Origin of the sequence: Williamsia sp. 1135, assembly GCF_002095395.1 — a bacterium.
GTDB lineage: Bacteria > Actinomycetota > Actinomycetes > Mycobacteriales > Mycobacteriaceae > Williamsia.
Window position 1 is genome coordinate 19,770 of record NZ_MJEI01000089.1, and the last position, 18,986, is coordinate 38,755.

The 18,986-nt window shown below is 64.1% G+C and carries 20 protein-coding genes; 4 read left to right on the top strand and 16 right to left on the bottom strand.

Going from position 1 to position 18,986, the window contains the following annotated elements; all coding sequences use genetic code 11:
* Positions 1-74 precede the first annotated feature (74 nt).
* From BFL43_RS11955 to hsaA, 9 genes are all read right to left on the bottom strand, one after another.
* Positions 75-707, bottom strand: coding sequence for a TetR/AcrR family transcriptional regulator (locus BFL43_RS11955; protein WP_084892769.1), 633 nt, complete (start codon positions 705-707; stop codon positions 75-77).
* Positions 704-1,783: an MFS transporter gene (locus BFL43_RS11960; RefSeq protein ID WP_240498212.1), complete on the bottom strand. Its 1,080-nt coding sequence runs from the start codon at positions 1,781-1,783 to the stop codon at positions 704-706. Before BFL43_RS11960 ends, BFL43_RS11955 begins: the two co-directional genes overlap by 4 nt.
* On the bottom strand, positions 1,750-2,103 hold the full coding sequence (locus BFL43_RS29450; protein WP_240498213.1) for an MFS transporter: 354 nt from the start codon (positions 2,101-2,103) through the stop codon (positions 1,750-1,752). Before BFL43_RS29450 ends, BFL43_RS11960 begins: the two co-directional genes overlap by 34 nt.
* A 197-nt stretch (positions 2,104-2,300) precedes the next feature.
* Complete coding sequence (locus BFL43_RS11965; protein WP_084892770.1) at positions 2,301-3,434, bottom strand: sulfotransferase; 1,134 nt, start codon at positions 3,432-3,434, stop codon at positions 2,301-2,303.
* A 12-nt stretch (positions 3,435-3,446) separates the two neighbouring features.
* The gene (locus BFL43_RS11970; RefSeq protein WP_084892771.1) at positions 3,447-4,244 is read right to left on the bottom strand and encodes an SDR family oxidoreductase; all 798 of its coding nucleotides are present in this window, start codon (positions 4,242-4,244) and stop codon (positions 3,447-3,449) included.
* Entirely contained in the window at positions 4,241-5,446 is a 1,206-nt protein-coding gene (locus BFL43_RS11975; protein WP_084892772.1) for a hypothetical protein, read from the bottom strand. The genes BFL43_RS11970 and BFL43_RS11975 overlap by 4 nt, the downstream gene beginning before the upstream one ends.
* A gap of 63 nt (positions 5,447-5,509) precedes the next feature.
* Positions 5,510-6,082 (bottom strand): 3-hydroxy-9,10-secoandrosta-1,3,5(10)-triene-9,17-dione monooxygenase reductase subunit, encoded by a 573-nt coding sequence (gene hsaB / locus BFL43_RS11980; RefSeq protein WP_084892773.1) that lies wholly within the window; start codon positions 6,080-6,082, stop codon positions 5,510-5,512.
* Between the two features lie 3 nt (positions 6,083-6,085).
* Positions 6,086-7,006 (bottom strand): iron-dependent extradiol dioxygenase HsaC, encoded by a 921-nt coding sequence (gene hsaC, locus BFL43_RS11985; RefSeq protein ID WP_084892774.1) that lies wholly within the window; start codon positions 7,004-7,006, stop codon positions 6,086-6,088.
* Positions 7,007-7,096: 90 nt separating this feature from the next.
* The gene (gene hsaA / locus BFL43_RS11990; protein WP_084892775.1) at positions 7,097-8,278 is read right to left on the bottom strand and encodes a 3-hydroxy-9,10-secoandrosta-1,3,5(10)-triene-9,17-dione monooxygenase oxygenase subunit; all 1,182 of its coding nucleotides are present in this window, start codon (positions 8,276-8,278) and stop codon (positions 7,097-7,099) included.
* A 267-nt stretch (positions 8,279-8,545) separates the two neighbouring features.
* Between hsaA and BFL43_RS11995 the strand changes: the two genes are divergently transcribed.
* Together BFL43_RS11995 and BFL43_RS12000 are read left to right on the top strand one after the other, a co-directional pair.
* Positions 8,546-9,748 carry a Rieske 2Fe-2S domain-containing protein gene (locus BFL43_RS11995; RefSeq protein ID WP_084892823.1) on the top strand — a complete coding sequence of 401 codons (1,203 nt, stop codon included), beginning with the start codon at positions 8,546-8,548 and terminating at the stop codon, positions 9,746-9,748.
* A gap of 13 nt (positions 9,749-9,761) precedes the next feature.
* Complete coding sequence (locus tag BFL43_RS12000; protein WP_084892776.1) at positions 9,762-10,121, top strand: hypothetical protein; 360 nt, start codon at positions 9,762-9,764, stop codon at positions 10,119-10,121.
* Positions 10,122-10,238: 117 nt separating this feature from the next.
* Here BFL43_RS12000 and BFL43_RS12005 read toward each other — a convergent pair whose 3' ends face one another.
* The 6 genes from BFL43_RS12005 to BFL43_RS12030 all read right to left on the bottom strand — a co-directional run bounded on the left by BFL43_RS12005 (position 10,239) and on the right by BFL43_RS12030 (position 15,835).
* Positions 10,239-11,207, bottom strand: a complete 969-nt coding sequence (locus BFL43_RS12005; RefSeq protein ID WP_084892777.1) for a hypothetical protein — start codon at positions 11,205-11,207, stop codon at positions 10,239-10,241.
* Between the two features lie 72 nt (positions 11,208-11,279).
* Positions 11,280-11,843, bottom strand: coding sequence for a hypothetical protein (locus tag BFL43_RS12010; RefSeq protein ID WP_084892778.1), 564 nt, complete (start codon positions 11,841-11,843; stop codon positions 11,280-11,282).
* The gene (locus tag BFL43_RS12015; RefSeq protein WP_084892779.1) at positions 11,840-12,784 is read right to left on the bottom strand and encodes a hypothetical protein; all 945 of its coding nucleotides are present in this window, start codon (positions 12,782-12,784) and stop codon (positions 11,840-11,842) included. Before BFL43_RS12015 ends, BFL43_RS12010 begins: the two co-directional genes overlap by 4 nt.
* A gap of 221 nt (positions 12,785-13,005) precedes the next feature.
* Positions 13,006-14,082, bottom strand: coding sequence for a 4-hydroxy-2-oxovalerate aldolase (dmpG, locus tag BFL43_RS12020; RefSeq protein WP_084892780.1), 1,077 nt, complete (start codon positions 14,080-14,082; stop codon positions 13,006-13,008).
* Between the two features lies 1 nt (position 14,083).
* Complete coding sequence (locus tag BFL43_RS12025) at positions 14,084-14,995, bottom strand: acetaldehyde dehydrogenase (acetylating) (RefSeq protein WP_084892781.1); 912 nt, start codon at positions 14,993-14,995, stop codon at positions 14,084-14,086.
* Positions 14,996-15,046: 51 nt separating this feature from the next.
* On the bottom strand, positions 15,047-15,835 hold the full coding sequence (locus BFL43_RS12030) for a 2-keto-4-pentenoate hydratase (RefSeq protein WP_084892782.1): 789 nt from the start codon (positions 15,833-15,835) through the stop codon (positions 15,047-15,049).
* Positions 15,836-16,023: 188 nt separating this feature from the next.
* On the opposite strand from BFL43_RS12030, the gene kstD reads away from it, so the two are divergent.
* Complete coding sequence (kstD, locus tag BFL43_RS12035) at positions 16,024-17,775, top strand: 3-oxosteroid 1-dehydrogenase (protein ID WP_084892783.1); 1,752 nt, start codon at positions 16,024-16,026, stop codon at positions 17,773-17,775.
* On the top strand, positions 17,775-18,635 hold the full coding sequence (locus BFL43_RS12040; RefSeq protein WP_084892784.1) for a MaoC/PaaZ C-terminal domain-containing protein: 861 nt from the start codon (positions 17,775-17,777) through the stop codon (positions 18,633-18,635). The genes kstD and BFL43_RS12040 overlap by 1 nt, the downstream gene beginning before the upstream one ends.
* 86 nt (positions 18,636-18,721) lie before the next feature.
* On the opposite strand, the gene BFL43_RS29765 is transcribed toward BFL43_RS12040, so the two are convergent.
* Positions 18,722-18,847, bottom strand: coding sequence for a hypothetical protein (locus tag BFL43_RS29765; protein WP_272874219.1), 126 nt, complete (start codon positions 18,845-18,847; stop codon positions 18,722-18,724).
* Positions 18,848-18,986 lie beyond the last annotated feature (139 nt).

Consider the following 18,986-nt stretch of genomic DNA (forward strand, 5'->3'; position numbering starts at 1 on the left):
GACGGCGTTATCGGCACGGTCGGCGGCGTTATCAGCAGGGTCGGCGGGAGGTCCGGCAGGGTCGACGCGAAGAATCATCTCGGGTTCAGGCGGGCAACCACCTGAGCGAACTCGTCTTCCGTCACGGGGGTCGCATCGAGGTGCTCGCCGCCTGGGCGCAGGCCGGCGAACATGATGGCAAGGGCCCTGCGCCAACCGGAATCGGTGATCCCCCGCGTGGTTTCGACGACGCCGCGCATCGCCCAGAAGATCACATCGATATCGGTCAGTCCCACGTCTCCCCTGACCCGGCCGTGTGACTTTGCGGTGTCCAGCAGCTCCGCGAGAATCGTCCGGAACTCGCGTTTGTGGGCGGCGGTCTCGTCGTCGTTCCACACCCGGGACAGACAACCCCGGTTGGTCGCCTGGATGGTGCCGACGCCGTACATCAGCTGCTCGAGCCCCTCACCGCGCGGAGCAGTCTGCGCCGCATGTGCCGCGTCGACGAAGTCGATGAACACCTGCCGCACCAGTTCGCTGATGAGCGCTTCCTTCGTGGGAAAACGTCGATAGAGCGTTCCCGTCCCGACGCCGGCGCGTCGAGCGATCTCGTCCACGCCGACCTCCAGGCCGCGCTCGCTGAACACCGCGGCAGCAGCGTCGAGCAGCCGCTGCCTATTCTCTGCGGCATCGCGGCGGAGCACCTTCTCCGTGGTCACAGACTTCATTCCGACTTGGCACCCGACAACGTGCCACCTGCGACCATGGCTAGCTCGGGGTGCGGCATGTCAGCGGGGTCCTCGAGATGGGTCTGCTTGTTCCGCTTCACCGTGGGAATGAACAAGGCGGCGACCGAGGCCAGTACACCGGCCGCGCCGAGCATCGCGAAGCCGTTGGTGTAGCCCGACTCGACCGGGACGCCCGACGACGAGGCTCCGATGGCGATGACGCTGGCCATGAACGCCGCGCCCAACGAGCCACCGATGGTGCGGATGTTGGCATTCATACCGCTGGCCACACCGGTCTGCTCCTGCGGTACCGAAGCGACCACCACGTTCGACATCGCGGAGAAGACCAAGCCGAATCCGATTCCCGAGATGGCGTTCGCGAGATGGATGTCGATCTCGGATGAATGCAGGAAAGCCAGCATGAAGTAGCTGCCCGCCGTGATCAGTGATCCGACGACCAAGAGATTCTTGGAGCCGAAACGTGCCGCGAGACGCCCGGAGAAGAGTCCGACCGCGAACATCGCGACCGCGTTGGGCAGGAGCATCAACCCCGATTCGGTGACCGTGGCACCGAATCCGTACCCGGCCGATGACGGTACCTGCAAGAACTGCGGCAGGAATCCCAGACCGGCGTACATGCCGACACCCATCAGCAGGGCGATGAGATTGGCGGCCCACACACCGCGGATACGCATCATCTTCATGTCGATCAATGGGTTCGACGACCGCGACTCAGCGACGATCCACGCCACCACCACCACCAGCGCAACCCCGAGCAGGCCGATCACCTTTGGAGAACTCCAGCCCCACTTGGGAGCCTGGCTGACAGCGAGCAGGAGCGCGACGAGCCACGCCGACAGCAGAAGAGCCGTCAGCCAGTTGATCTTTCCGTGGGTCCGGATCGGGGACTCCGGGATCAGGACCAACGCAGCCACTCCGGCCAGACCGGTGATGATCAGCGGGATCCAGAAGAGCCAGTGATACCCGAGTAGCTCGACGATCGGACCGGCCAGCACGATGCCGGCACCGGCACCGACGGAGATCAACGCGGCGATGAGGCCGATCGCGCCGGGCACCTTGGCTCTGGGGAACTCGTCTCGGATGATCCGAAGGCCAGGGGCAGCACGCCGCCGCCGATTCCCTGGACGACGCGCGCGATGATCATCACCGTCAGGGTCGACGCCAGTGCGGCGAGCAGTGAACCCGCGGCAAGGGCGGCGAGCGCGATGACGAACACCCGCTTCTTGCCGTACATGTCGCCGAGGCGTCCCATGATCGGCGTGGAGATCGACGCCGACAGCAGGTACGCCGTCAAGACCCACGTCACGTTGGTCTGATTGGTACCCAATTCGATCTCGACGGTGGGCAGGACCGGCATGACCAGCGACTGCAGCAATGCGAAAGCCGCGACACCGACGGTGAGGACGGCGAACGTGACCTGGTGGGTGCGTCCGGCTGGGCGCGGATGTCATGCGAGCTCCTGAGTGCTAGCCGGAGCCGACGCTCCGCATTCCAGGAACATATCAGGTCAACCGGAGGAAGCGCTCCGGATAGCGAAGAACATCGCAGCTACCGTTCACCCGGTGCCCACTGTCATTCGAACGCAGCGTTGACCTCGGCCTCGGTGAGCCCGTAGTCCTCCAGCGAGTACTTGTGCACCGGCTTGCGATCGCCCGACTTGCTCTCTTCGTCCAGCGCCCGCATCTCGGCGGCCGCAGCGTCGGTGAGATCCAACCCGAAGGTCCGGTAGATGTTCTCCACAGTGCCCATCGGATCGGTGCGGAAATCCTTGAAGTCGACGTCGATGAACTGAGCCGGGTCGTACTTTGCCCGAGCCGTGTTGAAAGCGTGCAATCCCCGCGACCACAGCTCCAGCTGCGTCTTCCCGATCAGCTCGCCGTTGAAGACGGTTGACCACCCTTCGCCCGCGGCCTCGGCCAGGCTGCACATCGAGGGGATGATCGTGGCAGGCGGCCGGTGGGTCTGGACGATCAGCGCATCGGGGTAGATGGCCATCAACTCGTCGAGAGCGAACAGATGGCTCGGATTCTTCAGGATCCACCGACGCTCGGGTTGATTGAGGCCGATCAGCTGGAGATTCTTCTTGTGGCGTGTGTACGCGTTGGTCCAATTCTGCTGCTGCAGCCACTCCGAATACGTCGGAAGGTACGACAGCGACTCGTACGAGATCGATTTGAAGGTCTGCCGCAGCAGCTGCCAGCATTCCTCCACATCGGACGCACTCATGTAGTGCAGCCCCATGAACTCGGGATTTTCGACGTGGTGCTGCTCCAGGCCGCCCTGGATCTGCTGGAACACCGGATTCGACTCCCAGGTGTCCCGCGGTGGCCGGGGTTGCGGGAACTCGGCGAGCCACATCTCGAGCCCTTGATGGCCGGGGTCGGCCGTCAGCAAACGGTGCAGGGCGGTGGTGCCGGTGCGCGGCAGGCCTGTGACGAAGATGGGCCTCCGCACTGGTGCGCTCGCGTACTCCGGGTTGGCTTTCCACGATGCTTCGCTGAGCAGCCGGGCCACCAGCGCACCACGCAGGAAGTACCGGTTCATCTTGCTGCCGAGCTCGGTCATCCCCGCGTCCCGCACATAGGACTCCAACAGCACGCCGAGCGCCTCGGTGTAGTCATCGACACCGAAGTCGTCGAGGCCACAGGCCTTGGTGGCGGAGGCATGCAGGTCTTCGACCGTACCGACATCGGTTCTGGTGGTCATGAGACGCTCCTTTCAGACGTGGTACTCGCCGCAGTTGACATCGAGGGTCTGGCCGGTGATCGCACTGGCCCAATCGGAGGCCAAGAACACTGCCGCCCGGGCGATCTCATCAGGTTCGGGCAGCCGTTTCAGATCCGATTTCGATGCCGTCTGCTCGTACACCTGCTCAGGTGTGATGCCGTACTTCTTGGCGACCTCGCCAAAATACCACTTCAACTGGTCGTCCCAGATGTAACCGGGGGCGACGGTGTTGATACGAATCCCCTTCTCCCCCAGCTCTGTCGCCAGTGTCTGCGACATCGCGAGCAGCGCCGCCTTGGACAACTTGTAGCTGCCGTACCGCGGTTCGGAGTGCCGCACGACCATCGAGTTGATCATGACGATGGCACCGGACGACTTCTCGAGCTCATCGGTGAAGGCCTTGGTCATGCGGAGGCCACCCAGCACGGTCAGGTCGAGGCTGGATCGGATGTGATCGAAATCAGTGCGCGCCAACGGCTTCATCGAGAGCAACGAGAAGGCGTTGTTGACCAGCACGTCGACTTTGCCGAACTCGGAGACCGTTGCGGCGACGAGCGCCTCGACCGCCGCGTCGTCGGTGATGTCTGTGCGTACCTGGAGTGAAACACCACCCGCGGCCTCGATCTCTCCGGCGATCGCTGCGAGTCGCGATTCCGTCCGGGCTGCGAGAACAACTCTGGCTCCGGCTGCCGCGGCCTGCAGCGCGATCGAGCGGCCGAGACCGGGACCGACTCCACCGACCACCACGACCTTGTCTGCCAACAGCCCTGGGTTCCCCGCGCCGTTCATCCGAGCATCCTCTGCGCGAACCCACGTTGCCGCGAAGCAATACGTTCACGCCAGCCGGTTTCGTCGATCGTGTTGGTGTCGTGATACGGCAAGTGCGCCGCGACATCGCCGACGTCGATGATCGCCACGGACGGCCCGTCGGACTCGGTGAGCTCGCGAGAGACCCGCTGCCACCGGAACTGTGCGATACCCCGCTGCTTGCCGGTCGTCTCGATCCAGTTGGCGATACCGGGATTCTGCTTGCTGACGACCAGCCGGATCATGCCGTCCGGATCGACCTGTGCCTGCGCCGTGTTCAGACTCGTTTGATGGTTGACGTAATCGAGCGAGATGTACCACATGCTCCCGAGCTGGAATCCCTGGTACGGCGCATCGGATTTCGGGACCGTGATCACCATGGCCTCGTTGTCGGCGAGGTCGTAGTGGCCCACCGAGGAGAACTGGGTGCTGAGTCCACCCGGGGTCAACCGAGGTGCGGTCAGGGTGTTGACCGGAAGATCCAGATAGAACCATTTGGGAAACTTGAACCAGGTGTTGATGCGGGACAACAGCATCTTGCCCGCGACCTGATAGCGGCGGGTGATCTGGGCCAGTCCGGCTTCCTGAGGAGCGGTACCGACGGTGTCGACGCGCTCGATGCGCAGCTGTCCCTTCTGTGCCGACCAGTCGCTGTAGACCTCGCGCACCGCCAGCATCGACGACCCCTCGCCCAGCACGAAGTAGTTGGGGCCCGGATCGTCCTTCGGTGGACCGAACCGCAGGGTGAACGAGCCGTCTGGTTCGATGTCGAGCCGGCGGTCGTCGAACGCGTCGTCACCGCCCGGCACATCGGTCGCGGTGTAATCACCTTTGAGCACCTGGAAGCTCAGATCTGCGGTATCACTGCGGGTTCCGGTGATCACATACTCGGCATCGGCCTCGACGTTGGCGTGGTAGTAGAGCGTATCGGGGTTGTCGAGGCCCATCTTCGTGTAGGGGCCGGTCGACGTCACAAAGAACGGATGACTCTTGCCGTACGCCCATGCCATCTGCAGACTCGCCCGGATGCTGCCTGCGAGATAGTCGTAGCCCTCTGCAAGATCATCATCGTTGCGGATGAAATCTGCTGAGGCGATCAGCTTCTCGGCTTCGGCAACTGCCGCTGCGAAGGGCGCCGTGACGTCAGGGGTGACGGTCGCATCGGTGGTAACAGGGGTGGTCATCTCGCTCCTCTTTGAACGGCCGCAGCACTGGACGTGCCCGCATGCTTCGGTTACCGCCTCGGGCTACAACCAGGTGTCGTCACCGGTCCAGGTCAGGAAGTTCTCGAGCTCCGCCTGAGCCGGGGTGACATGCGGATGCTCTGTGGACAGGTAGCCACCACGGTAGAACAGCAAAGGCTTGTCCTGCAGCACTTCCCCCAAAGTCTGCACCCTTCCGATCACGATGAAGTGATCTCCGCCGTCGTCGACCCGCTCGAGGGTGCAGTCGACCCACGACAGCGAGTGTTTGATCACCGGAAGGCCCAGCGGTGAAGGATCCCATTCGATTCCGGCGAACTTGTCGTCTCCGGGTGCACCGAAAGCTGCACTGACGTTCTGCTGGTTGTTGGAGAGCACGTTCACGCAGAACTTCTTGCTCTGCTCGATCACCTTCCAGCTGCGGGACGTCTTCATCGGGCAGAACAGGACCAGCGGTGGATCGAGCGACAGGGCGGCGAACGATTGGCAGGCGAAGCCCACGGGGGTCTCGTCCGGCGCCACCGTCGTGATCACCGTGACCCCGGTACAGAACTGTCCCATTGCGGTGCGGAACTGCCGACCATCGAAATCATTGGTTCCGAGCGGATGCGAGACCATGACTCAGGCGTTCTTGAACCCGATGGAGAAGTCGTGTCCCCACAGACTCACCGCGGTGCTCTCTCTCGCGACCCATTCATGGTCATCGACCTGCCGTCCCTCGCAACCGAATTCGACGTCGAATCCGCCGGGGGTCTTCATGTAGAAGGAGTACATGAGGTCGTTGACGTGGCGGCCGAGGGTCGCCGACATGGGGACCTTCTTCCGCAGGGCACGGTCGTGGGCGAGGCCCACATCGTCGGTGTTCTCCACCTCGATCATCAGGTGGACGATGCCCGTGTCGTTCGGAAACGGCAGGAATGCGAGGCTGTGATGGCGTGGGTTACAGCCGAAGAACCGCAACCATGGTGGCTCGTCGCCTTTTTCGCGACCGACCAGCTCAGGTGGCAGACGCATCGAATCCCGAAGCCGGAAGCCCAGCACATCCCGGTAGAACCGCAGTGACGCCGCGTCGTCATCGGTCGTGAGCACCACGTGGCCGAGCCCCTGTTCCCCGGTCACGAATTTGTGCCCGTACGGACTGACCACCCGGCGATGCTGCAAGGCCACCCCGTGAAAGGCCTCGAGCACGTTGCCGGACGGGTCTTCGAACACGACCATCTCGACGACCTGACGATCCTCGAGCTCCTCGTCCTTACCTTCGCGGAAGATGACCCCCGCGGCGGACAAGCGGTCGCGGACTTCTTGCAGCGCCGCGGCATTCGCGCATTCCCAGCCCGAACTCGCGAGGTGGTCGCGGTCGCTCGGCACGATCACCAGGCGAGCCGGGAAGTCGTCCATCCGCAGATAGAGCGCATTCTTGGTGGGACCCGAGCCCTCCGACATGCCGAGAACCTTGAGACCGAACTCTCGCCATGCGGCCATGTCGGTGGCATCGATACGCATATAGCCGAGAGAGCGAATTGGGCCCAGCGTTTCAGTCATCGTCGAACTACTCCTTCGAAAGTGGTGGCTTCTGGTGAGTCCGACCTGGGCGTTGGCTCGCCCGAACCCACCATTTCCGGGTTGCGGGTGTCAGACCATGGTGTCGCCGATTGGGATTCCGAACTCGCCGTTGCCGAATGCCACATAGGCACGCTCCGCGTCGTTGGCAGCGTGGACCCGCCCGGCATGGGCATCACGCCAGAACCGCTGGATCGGGGTGTCACTGTCGAGCGCGTGTGCCCCCGAGTTCTCGAAGAGGCGGTCGATCGACGCCACAGCGCGGCCGGTGGCACGAACCTGGTCACGTCGAGTCTTCAGCCGCAACTCCATCGGAACCTCTTCGCCCGCGACCAGCAGGTCGTACTCGGACTGGAGGTTGCCCGACAGCTGCGTCCAGGCCGCGTCGATGTCGCTCGCCGCCTCGGCGATACGCACCTTGGCGAACGGGTCGTCCTTCGCCTTCTCGCCGGCGTAGGCGGCGCGCACGCGCTTGCCCTGATGCTCGACGTGGGCCGCGTAGGCGCCGTAGGCCATTCCGACGATCGGCGCGGAGATGACACTGGGATGCACCGAACCCCAGGGCATCTTGTACACGGGCGCAGTGTTCTTCTCGAGCCCGGGAGCCGTACCGGTGCTCATCGCCCGGAAACTGAGCATCCGGTGGCTCGGAACGAAGACGTCCTTGACGTCGATGGTGTTCGATCCGGTGCCCTTGAGGCCCACGACGTGCCACACGTCGCGAATCGTGTAGTCCGAGCGCGGGATCAGGAAGCTCACGAAGTCGACGGGCTTGCCATTCTTGATGACCGGACCACCGAGGACAACCCACTCCGCGTGACCGCATCCCGACGACCAGGCCCAGGAACCGTTGACCTTGTATCCACCCTCCACGACCTCGCCCACGCCCATCGGGGCGTACGAGGACGAGATGCGCACCGAGGTGTCCTCGCCCCAGACGTCTTCCTGTGCCTGCTGCGGAAAGAGTGCGAGGTGCCAGTTGTGCACACCGATGATGCTGGAAACCCAGCCGGTCGAACCGCAGGCAGACCCGATGCGGCGCACAGCTTCATAGAACGTCACGGGGTCGACCTGGTACCCACCCCATTGCTCGGGCTGCAAGAGCCGGAAGAATCCGACGTCGGCCAGGGACGCGATCGTCTCGTCCGGGATCTGCCGCAGGTCCTCGCACTCCTGGGCCCGTTGTTCGATCTCAGGTAGCAATGCGCTGATCTTCTCCAACACCTCTGCGCCCGCTCGGCTGCGATCACTCATCGAGCAACTCCTCGCTCTCGTTCCACTTCTTCGTTTCAAGACTAGAACACGTTCTCATTTATGTCGAGTACTGGCCTTTTACGTCTCAATCGCGGGCAAAAGAGCCGTTTGACTGGCATGACAGAACAGAGTTTTGTAACATGTTCTAGTAAGCGGAAGCGCTTAAAGCCGGTGGAGACACAGCCGCAGGCCGAGCTCGACCCGGGCAGACATGCAAACCGGCAGATGCGCAGCCATTCCGGCATCGCCGAACGTAGGGAGCAGAACATGGTGGAGACGACGGCGAAGGCCGGGATCGACAACAGTGCCGATGGCGGCGCTGTTCGCGAGATCGACACCGGCACGCCACCGACGCGATTCGCCCGCGGTTGGCACTGCCTCGGCCTGCTGTCCGACTACGACGACGGCAAGCCCCACTCGGTGACGGTGTTCGGCACCAAGCTCGTGGTGTGGGTCGCCGACGGTGAACTGAAGATCCTCGACGCGTACTGCCGGCACATGGGCGGGGATCTCTCGCAGGGCTCGATCAAGGATGGCAACATCGCCTGCCCGTTCCACGACTGGCGCTGGAAGGCCAACGGCCGGTGTGCCGGTGTCCCGTACGCGAAGCGCGCTCCCAAGCTGGCCAAGACCCGGTCCTGGCCCGGGATGATCCGCAACGGCCAGGTGTTCGTCTACAACGATCCCGAGGGCAACCCCCCGCCGGACAACGTGGTGATCCCCGAACTCGACGAATTGAACAGCGATCAGTGGACCGGCTGGACCTGGAACACGATCGTGATCGAAGGCTCCAACTGCCGCGAGATCATCGACAACGTCGTCGACATGGCGCACTTCTTCTATGTCCACTACTCACTGCCGGACTACTTCAAGAACGTCTTCGAAGGCGAAACTGCCGCGCAGTACATGAACTCGCACGGCAGACCGGACGTCGACATCATGACGGCTTACGGCGACACCAAGCTCGAATCGATTGCGGCGTACTACGGCCCGGCCTACATGCTCAACCCGATGGTCCAGTACTACGGCGGCTATGCGATCGAGACGATCCTGACGAACTGCCACTACCCGATCGACAACAACTCGTTCGTGCTGATGTACGGCGTGATCGCCAAGATCCCAGAGGGTCTCACCGCGGAGCAGGCAGACAAGATGGCCACGAAGATCACCGCAGGCATCGAGGTCGGCTTTCTCCAGGACGTGGAGATCTGGAAGCACAAGAGCCGCATCGACAATCCGTTGCTGGTCGAGGAAGACGGCCCGGTGTATCAGCTGCGTCGATGGTACGAGCAGTTCTACGTCGACGTCGCCGATGTCACCGAAGAGATGACCCAGCGCTACGAATACGAGATCGACACCACCAAGGCCGTCGAGAACTGGAATCTCGAAGTCCAGGAGAACATTCGACTCAAGGCCGAGCGCGAAGCCGAGACCGGCGAACCGGCCGAGAAGGTGGACGCGGCGACATGACGGTGGGGCACTCATGACGATCAGCTGGTCCAAGGCCCCGGACTTCACCACCGATCCGGAGCGGAAAGCCGCTGTCGAGAAGGCGACCACCCGGGACAAAGAGCACTATCTGCGGGGTGGCCTGACCGAGATCGAATGCCGGACCTGCCACGCCTGCGTAATGGTGAAGAAGTACAGCCCTCACCACACGAGCGTGCAATGGACCTCGCAGGCCCGGGACAACTGCCCCGAGTTCAAGGCGATTCGCGCCGAAGGCGGTAACCCCGCGATGTTGCCTACGTGCCCGCGGATGTCGGCGAGCATCGATCACGGAGTGAGTGAGGGGATCATTCCGAAGGAGTCTCCCGACGTCGACCCCGACGGTTACTACTGACCCCTCTGTACTGACCCTTCTGCGAATCTGCTCCACCTACAGCAATCCGCTCCGCTTCCAGGGCTCTGGAAGCGGAGCGGATTCTTCTAAGTGGAGCAGATTCTGCCCGGGTGGTGACTACTGCTGCGGACCGTACGAACCGGGCTGCTGGGGCGGGTAGCCACCGGGCTGTCCGTAACCCTGTCCCGGCTGCTGTCCGAAGCCCTGGCCCGGCTGCTGCCCGAAACCCTGACCTGGTTGTCCCTGCGGTGGGCCATATTGCTGGCCCGGCCCGTATCCCTGAGAAGGTTGCTGACCGTAACCCTGTCCCGGGGTCGGTCCGTACCCGGGAGGTGCCTGATTCCGCGGAGGGCGGCCCGCCGGCGACGTGAGCGCGAAGAACACCGATAGCCCGCCGGCGATCAGCGCGACCAGCGCGCCGATGGTCACCAGCCAGAGTCCGAAACCGGCATCGGAGATGTCGGAGTCACTCGCATCGTCGAGTACCGCCCCGGCCGGGCTGAAGAGATAGACCAACGCCAGTATCGTCGCGATCAGGCCGAGCACCGTTGCGGTGATGGCGCCGATGCCTGGGAACTTGTTGATGATCAGCGGTACGGCCGCTGCGATGATCAGCACACCCAGGATCAGGGTGAAGATGCCGGGCGATTTGCTGCTGTCCTCCAGCAATTGCGAGATCTCGTCGCTCCCCGAACCATCGAACGACACCGAACCCATGCCTGATATCGAGACGCTCCCGAGCTCATTGTCATCGGCCGCCCAGCTGAAGAAACTGAAGAGCACCATCAGCAGTCCGCCGACCGCCAACGCGATGCCGGTGAACTTCAGGAGGGGATTCGACGACGCCGGCGCGAGCAGTCCGGTCGTGGTCGCTCGTCCGCCACCGGGCGCGCCGAACGCCGCTTGATAGCCGGGTTGTGGCGGTTGATAGCCACCAGGTTGATAACCAGCAGGCTGAAAGCCACCGGGTTGGTAGCCACCAGGTTGGTTTCCGCCGTGCGGCTGACCGGGCCCACCGGGCGGAGGAAATCCACCCGGCTGACCGCCGGACGGAGGGTAGTTGCCGGGTGGTGGGCCGTAAGTCATCTGTCCCCCTGCTGTGAGTGGTTCACCCGTCCCGCGGGCGCTACTGATCGAAATCGATCGTAACGCGCGTACTCACCGGCTGGTCGGCGCAGGCGCTGCCGGCGACCGGACGGCAAGCACGACCGCCCAGCCGGATACGACAAGAGCAACCACAGAACCCAGTGCCACCAGCCAGAGTCCCCAGCCCACGTCGCCGATGGACGAGTCTCCGGCGTTCTCGATCAGGGCGTCGACAGGATCGAAGAGGAAGAAGAGCACCCTGATCGTCGCAAGGAGAGACAGCACAGCGGCGGTCACGGCAACGATTCCCGGGAAACGGTTGAGGATCAACAACACCGCCGCGAGGATGAGCAGCACGCCGAAGACGGCCGTGGAGATCCCCGGTGATTTGCTGTTGTCTTCGAGCAGCTGCTCGAGTTCTCCCGAGCCGGAGCCGAATCCACCCTCGATCGACACCGACCCCATACCGGTCACCGCCGCACTGAAGAGCTCGTCTTCGGCGGAGGCCCAGCTGAAGAAACTGAAGATCACCATCGCGGCACCTGCCAGGGCAAGAACGACGCCGGCCGGCTTGAGCTTCGGATTCGCCGACCGCCGAGCACGTAGCCCGGAACCGGACACAGAGCCATCGGTCATCGTCTGTCTTCTCCCTGTACGTCGGTTCGCGGCGCCGGAGCACGTCGCGGTGGCGGGCGCTGACCGGGCGGCACGCCCCTGCCCGGCGGGATCTGGCCAGGCGGCACAGGTCCCGGCGGTACCGCTCGGGGAATTCGATCTCTGCCTGGCACGGACTGATTCACGGTCGGATACGAGTTCGGGAGCGGCCGGGGTGAGGGAGGCGGCCGGTATCCGGGCTGAGCCGGGGGTGGGCGTCGTCCCATCGGCCCATCGCCGCCACCTTGGCGGGCGCGATAGCCCGGTTCTGGCCGGAAACCGGGGCGGGGTGCAGGTGGCGGTACGGCCGGGGCCCGCCGGGCTCCGCTTCGACTCGTCGGCGGTCTGCCCGGAGCCGCGGACTCGGTCCTGCGCCCGGACGCCGCGGTCTCCGTCGCCGGTGATCGCCCTCCGCGCAGCGCGATGATGGTGCCGAATCCGGACGCCGCCAGCGCACCGAACGCACCAAGGGTCACCAGCCACAGCCCGAGACCGGCGTAACCGATGCCGGTACTGCCGGTGCCCTCGAGCACGGCGTCTCCCGGAGCGAACAGATACTCCAAGGACATGAACACCGCGATGAGCGCAAGGACGGCACCTGCCGCGGCTCCGAGTCCCGGATAGCGGCCCCGCACCATGAGGATCGCTGCGCCGACCAGCAGTGCACCGAGCAGCGCCGTGAAGATTCCTGGTGACTTGCTGCGCTCGTCGAGTTCGGCCGCCACGTCGGCGGACCCGCCCAACGCCTGAGCGCGCGCTTCCGACGCCTCGAACGACACCGAACCCATTCCGGTCACCGACAAGCGCAGATCGTCGTCTGACGCGCTCGCCCAGGTCAGAAAACTGCAGACGACGACGAGCACACCCGCTGCGACGAGCATCAGACCGGCGAAGCGCAACCGTGAATCGCCGGACGCCGACATGAACAACCCACGGCCCGTGGTCGACCGACGGCCGTCATCTCTCGCGGCGGGCACCGTGCGTGACCGGCGCCTCGAGGTTGATCCCGCAGACTGCCAACCGCCGGGATCGACACGCGACCGGTCGTACGTCATGGGCCCTCACCGATCACCTCGCGTGGAGTCCGACTCGCATCCGAGTCGTCAATTCGGACAAATGGTAACCCGAGCCACCCGCTCAGGCGTCATACTCCCGCGTTGGCGTCCTGCTTTTTCTTGAGCTCGAGGGCGATGTCGATGAGCTGGTCTTCTTGGCCACCGACGAGTTTGCGGCTGCCGGCCTCGAGCAGGATCTCCGCCGCCGACACTCCGTATTTCTCGGCGTGACCCTCGGCGTGCTTGAGGAAGGAGCTGTAGCAGCCCGCATAGCCCATCATCATCGCCGGACGGTCGACGAGGCACTCGGTGGGCATCACCGGCCGCACGACGTCTTGGGCGGCGTCCGCGATCTTCATGAAATCGATACCGGTGGTGATGCCGAGCTTGTCGCAGACCCCCACAAACGCCTCGACCGGTGTATTGCCCGCGCCTGCACCGAATCGACGCACCGATCCGTCGATCTGCTGCGCTCCGGCCCGCACCGCCGCAACGGAATTGGCGACGGCGATGTCGAGGTTCTCGTGGCCGTGAAAGCCGATCTGCGCATCGTCGCCGAGCTCGGCTTTGAGCGCAGCCACCCGATCGGAGACCTGTTCGAGGACAAGGGCTCCGGCCGAATCGACGACATAGACGCACTGACATCCGGCATCGGCCATGATCCGGGCCTGCTTGGCCAGCACCTCCGGCGGCTGACTGTGCGACATCATCAAGAACCCCACGGTCTCCAGACCGAGTTCGCGGGCCAGCCCGAAGTGCTGGATCGACACGTCGGCCTCGGTGCAATGCGTCGCGATCCGGCAGATCTGGGCACCGTTGTCCTGGGCAGCCCGGATGTCGTCCTTGATCCCCAGTCCGGGCAGCATCAGAAACGCGATCTTCGCCGACGTCGCGGTCTCCACCGCCGCTTTGATCAGCTGCTGCTCAGGAGTTTTGGAGAAGCCGTAGTTGAACGACGAGCCGCCCAGACCATCACCGTGCGTCACCTCGATCACCGGGACGCCGGCACCGTCGAGAGCGCCGACGATGTCGCGGACCTCCTGCTCGGTGAACTGATGCCGTTTGTGGTGACTGCCATCGCGCAGCGAGGAGTCGGTGATGCGAATGTCCAAGCTCTCGCTGTATTTTCGAGCTCCGGCCATCAAGTCTGTGGAATTGGCGAACATGTCAGACACCTACCTTTGCTGCGAGCTTCTGCTTGGCGATCTCTTCGCCGACCTTGGTGGCGGCGGCGGTCATGATGTCGAGGTTGCCGGCATAGGGCGGCAGGAAGTCCCCGGCGCCCTCGACCTCGACGAAGATCGACACCCGGGCCATACCGCCGTTGCCGACACTCGGCGGATCGAACTGCGGATCCTGAAGCAGCCGGTATCCGGGTACGTATTCCTGGATCTCTTTCTCCCGCTTGTGGATCGCCTCCGCGATCGCATTGATGTCCGCGTCCTCCGGGATGGCGCAGAAGATGGTGTCGCGCATGATCATCGGTGGATCAGCCGGATTCAAGATGATGATCGCCTTCCCGCGATCGGCACCACCGATCGTCTCGATCCCGCGTGAGGTGGTCTTGGTGAACTCATCGATGTTCGCGCGCGTGCCGGGCCCCGCCGACTCCGACGACACCGACGCCACGATCTCCGCGTACACCACCGGGACAACCGACGACACCGCGTGCACCATCGGAATCGTCGCCTGACCACCACAGGTGATCATGTTCGTATTCGGCGCATCGAGGTGCTCACGCAGGTTCGCGGGCGGCACCACCGCCGGACCCACCGCCGCCGGGGTGAGATCGATGGCGGTGATGCCCGCGGCCTCGTACTTCGGTGCGTACTCGCGGTGCACGTAGGCCGAGGTGGCCTCGAAGATGAGGTCGGGCTTCTCCGTGGACGCGAGCAGCTCGTCGGCGCCGCCGGACATGGTGATCAGTCCGCGATCTGCGGCCCGCTTCATGCCTTCGGAATCGGCGTCGATGCCGACCATCCACCGCGGCTCGATCACCTCGGACCGCGCCAATTTGTACATCAAATCCGTACCGATGTTGCCCGACCCGATGATCGCGGCGGTGACCTTGTCTGCCACTGGAACTCCTAACGTAAAAGTTGCGGAAGTATGGTTCTGTTGGACTGCGGCTCAGGTGAAGTCGAGGGTGACGCTGCCCAGGCCGGCGAAGTCGGCCACGAAGTGATCGCCCGACCGGATGTCGATGGCACGGGTCGCGGTCCCCGGCAGGATCACGTCGCCTTTGCGCAAGCGCACCCCGAAGCTCTCGACCTTGCGCGCCAGCCACGACACCGCCGTGAGCGGGTGCCCCAGCACCGCGCTCGAATTGCCTTCGGCGATCAACTCCCCGTTGCGATGCAGCGTGGCGTCGATGTTCCCGGTGTCGATGTCAGCGATCTTCACCCGCTGCTCCCCCAGCACCCAGCCACACGACGACGCGTTGTCGGCGATCGTGTCGGGCAGCGAGATCTTCCAATCCCGGATCCGGGAATCGATCAACTCGATCGACGGCACCACCCACTCGACCGCTGCGATCACGTCCTCGTTGGTGCACCCCGCACCGGGCAGGTCCGCCCCCAGGATGAAACCGACCTCGACCTCCACCCGCGGAAAACAGAACTTCGTGGCATCGATGGGGGTGTGCTCGTGGTACTCCATCACATCGAGCAGATGCCCGTAGTCGGGCTCATCGACGCCCATCATCTTCTGCATCGCCTCCGAGGCGAGCCCCACCTTGTGGCCCGCAACCCTTGCCCCGGCATCGAGACGCTTGCGAATATTGATCAGCTGGATCTCATAGGCGTCGGTGACGTCGATGTCCGGAAACGCAACAACCGGCGGGTCGATGGCCACTGCCGTCGCCTCCGCCCTGGCCAGTTCATCGGCGATCTGGTGACGCTGCTGGTCGGTGATCGTCATGGTCTGCCTCGCTCTCCTGCCGGGCCCAGCGAACTGGAACGTGTTTCTGTTTTGCCATACATCGGGCACTCGCCAATGCCTTCCAGGCTGGTATAGCCTGCCTAGTGAGTCACTTTATAACGTGTTCTACCTTGCCGGTGGAAGTCGGCCGGCTTGAGAGACGTTTTCGGCGTGCAAAGGGGTAATTGATGACCAGTTCGGACCAAACTGGACCTGGACAGACCGGATCGGGGCAGACCTCGGTGGACGAGACCTTCGATGTGATCGTGGTCGGTGCCGGTGGCGCGGGGATGAGCACGGCGATCACCGCCGCGGCACATGGCCTCGACACCGTGATCATCGAGAAATCCGCGTACTGGGGCGGGTCGACCTCCCGCTCCGGCGGCGGCGTGTGGATCCCGAACAACCAGGTGCTGCAGCGCGACGGCGTGAAAGACGACCCTGAAGCCGCGCGGACCTACGTGCGCTCGATCGTCGGCGACGGGGTGGCCCCAGAACGGATCGACGCCTACATCGACCGCGGACCCGAGGCGCTGGCATTTCTGACGGAGCACTCGAAGCTCGAACTCGAGTGGGTCAAGAACTACTCGGACTACTACCCGGAGGCCCCGGGTGGTCGCGTGGGCGGACGTTCCTGCGAGCCGAAGCCGTTCGATTCCCGCAAACTCGGCGACGACTTCAAGACGCTGCACCCGCCGTACACCAAGTCCCCGCTGAACGTGGTCGTGATGCAGTCGGACTACCGCTGGCTGAGCACCGGCCTACGGCACTGGAAGGGCCCGCTGCGGGCGGTGAAGGTCGGATCACGCTTCATCTGGGCCAAGCTCACCGGCAAGAAGCTCATCGCCATGGGAGCCGCCTTGATGGGCGAGCTGCTCCTGGGAGTGCGTCAGGCCGGAATCCCGTTGCGCCTGAACACCCCGCTCGTCGATCTCGTCACCGAAGGTGGCCGGGTGGTCGGCGTCGTCGTCGAATCGGACGGACAGACGAAGACGTTGCGCGCCCGCCAAGGTGTGGTGCTGGCTTGCGGTGGCTTCGAGCACAACGACGAGATGCGCCACAAGTACCAGCGGGAGCCCATCGGTTCGCAGTGGACCACGGGCGCCGAGTCCAACACCGGTGACGGCATCAACGCGGGCCTGAAGATCGGTGCGGGCGTGAGCTACATGGAGGACGCGTGGTGGGGGCCGACGATTCCGCTGCCGCGCGGCCCGTGGTTCGCGCTGTCCGAGCGGGCGCTGCCAGGCAGTTTCATGATCAACGATCGCGGCCGGCGATTCATGAACGAGTCACTCCCGTACGTCGAGGCCGTCCATCAGATGTACGGCGGCGAGTTCGGGCAGGGTGAGGGCCCGGGCGAGAACCTGCCCTGTTGGCTCGTCTTCGACCAGACCTATCGCAATCGGTACATGTTCGCGTCGGTCTCCGGCCGACAACCGCTGCCGGGCAAGTGGTTCAAGTCGGGAGTGATCACAAAGTCCGAGAGCCTGGCCGGTCTCGCGGAAAAGATCGGCGTTCCGGCAGACGGTCTGACGCAGACGGCGGAACGGTTCAACGCCTTCGCCGCTGCAGGCAAGGACGAGGATTTCGGGCGCGGTGTGAGCCAGTACGACCACTACTACGGCGACATCACCAACAAGCCCAATCCGAGCCTCGGCCCCCTGAAGAAGGGACCGTTCTATGCGGTGAAGATGGTGCCGGGCGATCTGGGCACCAAGGGCGGCATCAACACCGACGCCGCAGGGCGGGCGCTGCGGGCGGACGGCTCCGTGATCGACGGACTCTATGCGGCGGGCAACACCAGTTCGCCGGTGATGGGCCACACGTATGCGGGGCCGGGAGCCACCATCGGACCTGCCATGGTGTTCGGATACCTTGCCGCCCTGGACATCGCGACCAACGCGCAGAGCACCCGGGCCACCGAAGAGAAGGCGGGCTGATGCCGATCGATCCGGGCGTCGCCCTCCGCGCCGTGGTGGCCAAGGAGACGTTCAGCTGGAATGCCTCCGACGTCGCGCTCTACAACCTCGCGGTGGGTGCCGGGTCCGACCCGCTGAACGCCGCCGGGCTGGGGTATGTCGACGATCAGCGGCCGAAGGTCCTACCGGCCTTCGCCACCGTTGCTGCCCACTTCCACGAGACCGATCCACCGAAGGTCTCCAAGCCGGGCATCGAGATCGACCTGGGCTCGGTTGTCCACGGGGCGCAGGAAGTGCAGGTGCACAAGCCGATTCCGGCGGCGGGTACGGCAACCACCACCACGACGATCGTCGAGTTGCAGGACAAGGACTCGGCCGCGGTCATCATCGAGGAATCGAGCACCGTCGACGAAGCCGGCGAGCCGCTGTGGACCTCCCGGTCCTCCATCTTCTGCAAGGGCGAAGGCGGTTTCGGAGGTGAACGCGGCACCTCTGACAAGGTCACCTATCCCGACCGCGAACCCGATCACGTCGTCGAAGAGAAAACTCTTCCGCAGCAGGCATTGCTGTACCGGCTGTGTGGAGACCGCAATCCGTTGCACTCCGACCCCGCGTTCGCAGAGAAGGCCGGGTTTCCGCGGCCGATTCTGCACGGACTGGGCACCTACGGGATCGTGCTCCGCACGGTGGTCGATCAACTCCTCGACGGCGACGTCGAGCGCGTCGCGAGCTACGGTGCCAAGTTCGCCGGGATCGTCTTTCCCGGCGAAACGCTCCGGATCAAGGTGTGGGACGACGACAATCGATACCTGATCTCGGTGTCGGTCGCAGACCGCGAGGACGCCCCCGCCCTCGGGAACGTAGTGCTCACCAAGAAGTAGAGCCGAGGAGAGTTGGGACTTCGCTCAGGAATCTGCCCCTTGCTCGTGAACTTTCGCGAGCGGGGCGCAGTTCTGCGAGCGAGACCTCAGGCGGCGCTCATGAATATGGCGACGAGCCCGACGATGACGGCCACGAGCGAAGCCAGCATCGTAAGTACCCGCCACAGGCGGAGTTTGACTGCGGAGACATCGTTGACCTGAGATGCGGCCATCGGATTCCCTCTCGTCCGAGTGCGGCCGATCCGGATGGCTCGGCCATACCAGCAACGCGGTGATTTCAGTTACCAGTGTGATCAATGTGACACATGAGACAGAAGTAATGTGGAAGCCACACCGTACGTAGTGATAACG

Bases quoted from the DNA above. Each gene is read 5' to 3' on its own strand.
- kstD (WP_084892783.1), top strand. From the start codon at position 16,024: ATGACCAGTTCGGACCAAACTGGACCTGGACAGACCGGATCGGGGCAG.
- BFL43_RS11995 (WP_084892823.1), top strand. From the start codon at position 8,546: ATGGTGGAGACGACGGCGAAGGCCGGGATCGACAACAGTGCCGATGGC.
- BFL43_RS11965 (WP_084892770.1), bottom strand. From the start codon at position 3,434: ATGACCACCAGAACCGATGTCGGTACGGTCGAAGACCTGCATGCCTCC.
- hsaB (WP_084892773.1), bottom strand. From the start codon at position 6,082: ATGGTCTCGCATCCGCTCGGAACCAATGATTTCGATGGTCGGCAGTTC.
- hsaC (WP_084892774.1), bottom strand. From the start codon at position 7,006: ATGACTGAAACGCTGGGCCCAATTCGCTCTCTCGGCTATATGCGTATC.
- BFL43_RS12040 (WP_084892784.1), top strand. From the start codon at position 17,775: ATGCCGATCGATCCGGGCGTCGCCCTCCGCGCCGTGGTGGCCAAGGAG.
- BFL43_RS29765 (WP_272874219.1), bottom strand. From the start codon at position 18,847: ATGGCCGCATCTCAGGTCAACGATGTCTCCGCAGTCAAACTCCGCCTG.
- BFL43_RS12005 (WP_084892777.1), bottom strand. From the start codon at position 11,207: ATGACTTACGGCCCACCACCCGGCAACTACCCTCCGTCCGGCGGTCAG.
- dmpG (WP_084892780.1), bottom strand. From the start codon at position 14,082: ATGTTCGCCAATTCCACAGACTTGATGGCCGGAGCTCGAAAATACAGC.
- BFL43_RS12030 (WP_084892782.1), bottom strand. From the start codon at position 15,835: ATGACGATCACCGACCAGCAGCGTCACCAGATCGCCGATGAACTGGCC.
- BFL43_RS12015 (WP_084892779.1), bottom strand. From the start codon at position 12,784: ATGTCGGCGTCCGGCGATTCACGGTTGCGCTTCGCCGGTCTGATGCTC.
- BFL43_RS12010 (WP_084892778.1), bottom strand. From the start codon at position 11,843: ATGACCGATGGCTCTGTGTCCGGTTCCGGGCTACGTGCTCGGCGGTCG.
- BFL43_RS11955 (WP_084892769.1), bottom strand. From the start codon at position 707: ATGAAGTCTGTGACCACGGAGAAGGTGCTCCGCCGCGATGCCGCAGAG.
- BFL43_RS11975 (WP_084892772.1), bottom strand. From the start codon at position 5,446: ATGACCACCCCTGTTACCACCGATGCGACCGTCACCCCTGACGTCACG.
- hsaA (WP_084892775.1), bottom strand. From the start codon at position 8,278: ATGAGTGATCGCAGCCGAGCGGGCGCAGAGGTGTTGGAGAAGATCAGC.
- BFL43_RS11970 (WP_084892771.1), bottom strand. From the start codon at position 4,244: ATGAACGGCGCGGGGAACCCAGGGCTGTTGGCAGACAAGGTCGTGGTG.
- BFL43_RS12000 (WP_084892776.1), top strand. From the start codon at position 9,762: ATGACGATCAGCTGGTCCAAGGCCCCGGACTTCACCACCGATCCGGAG.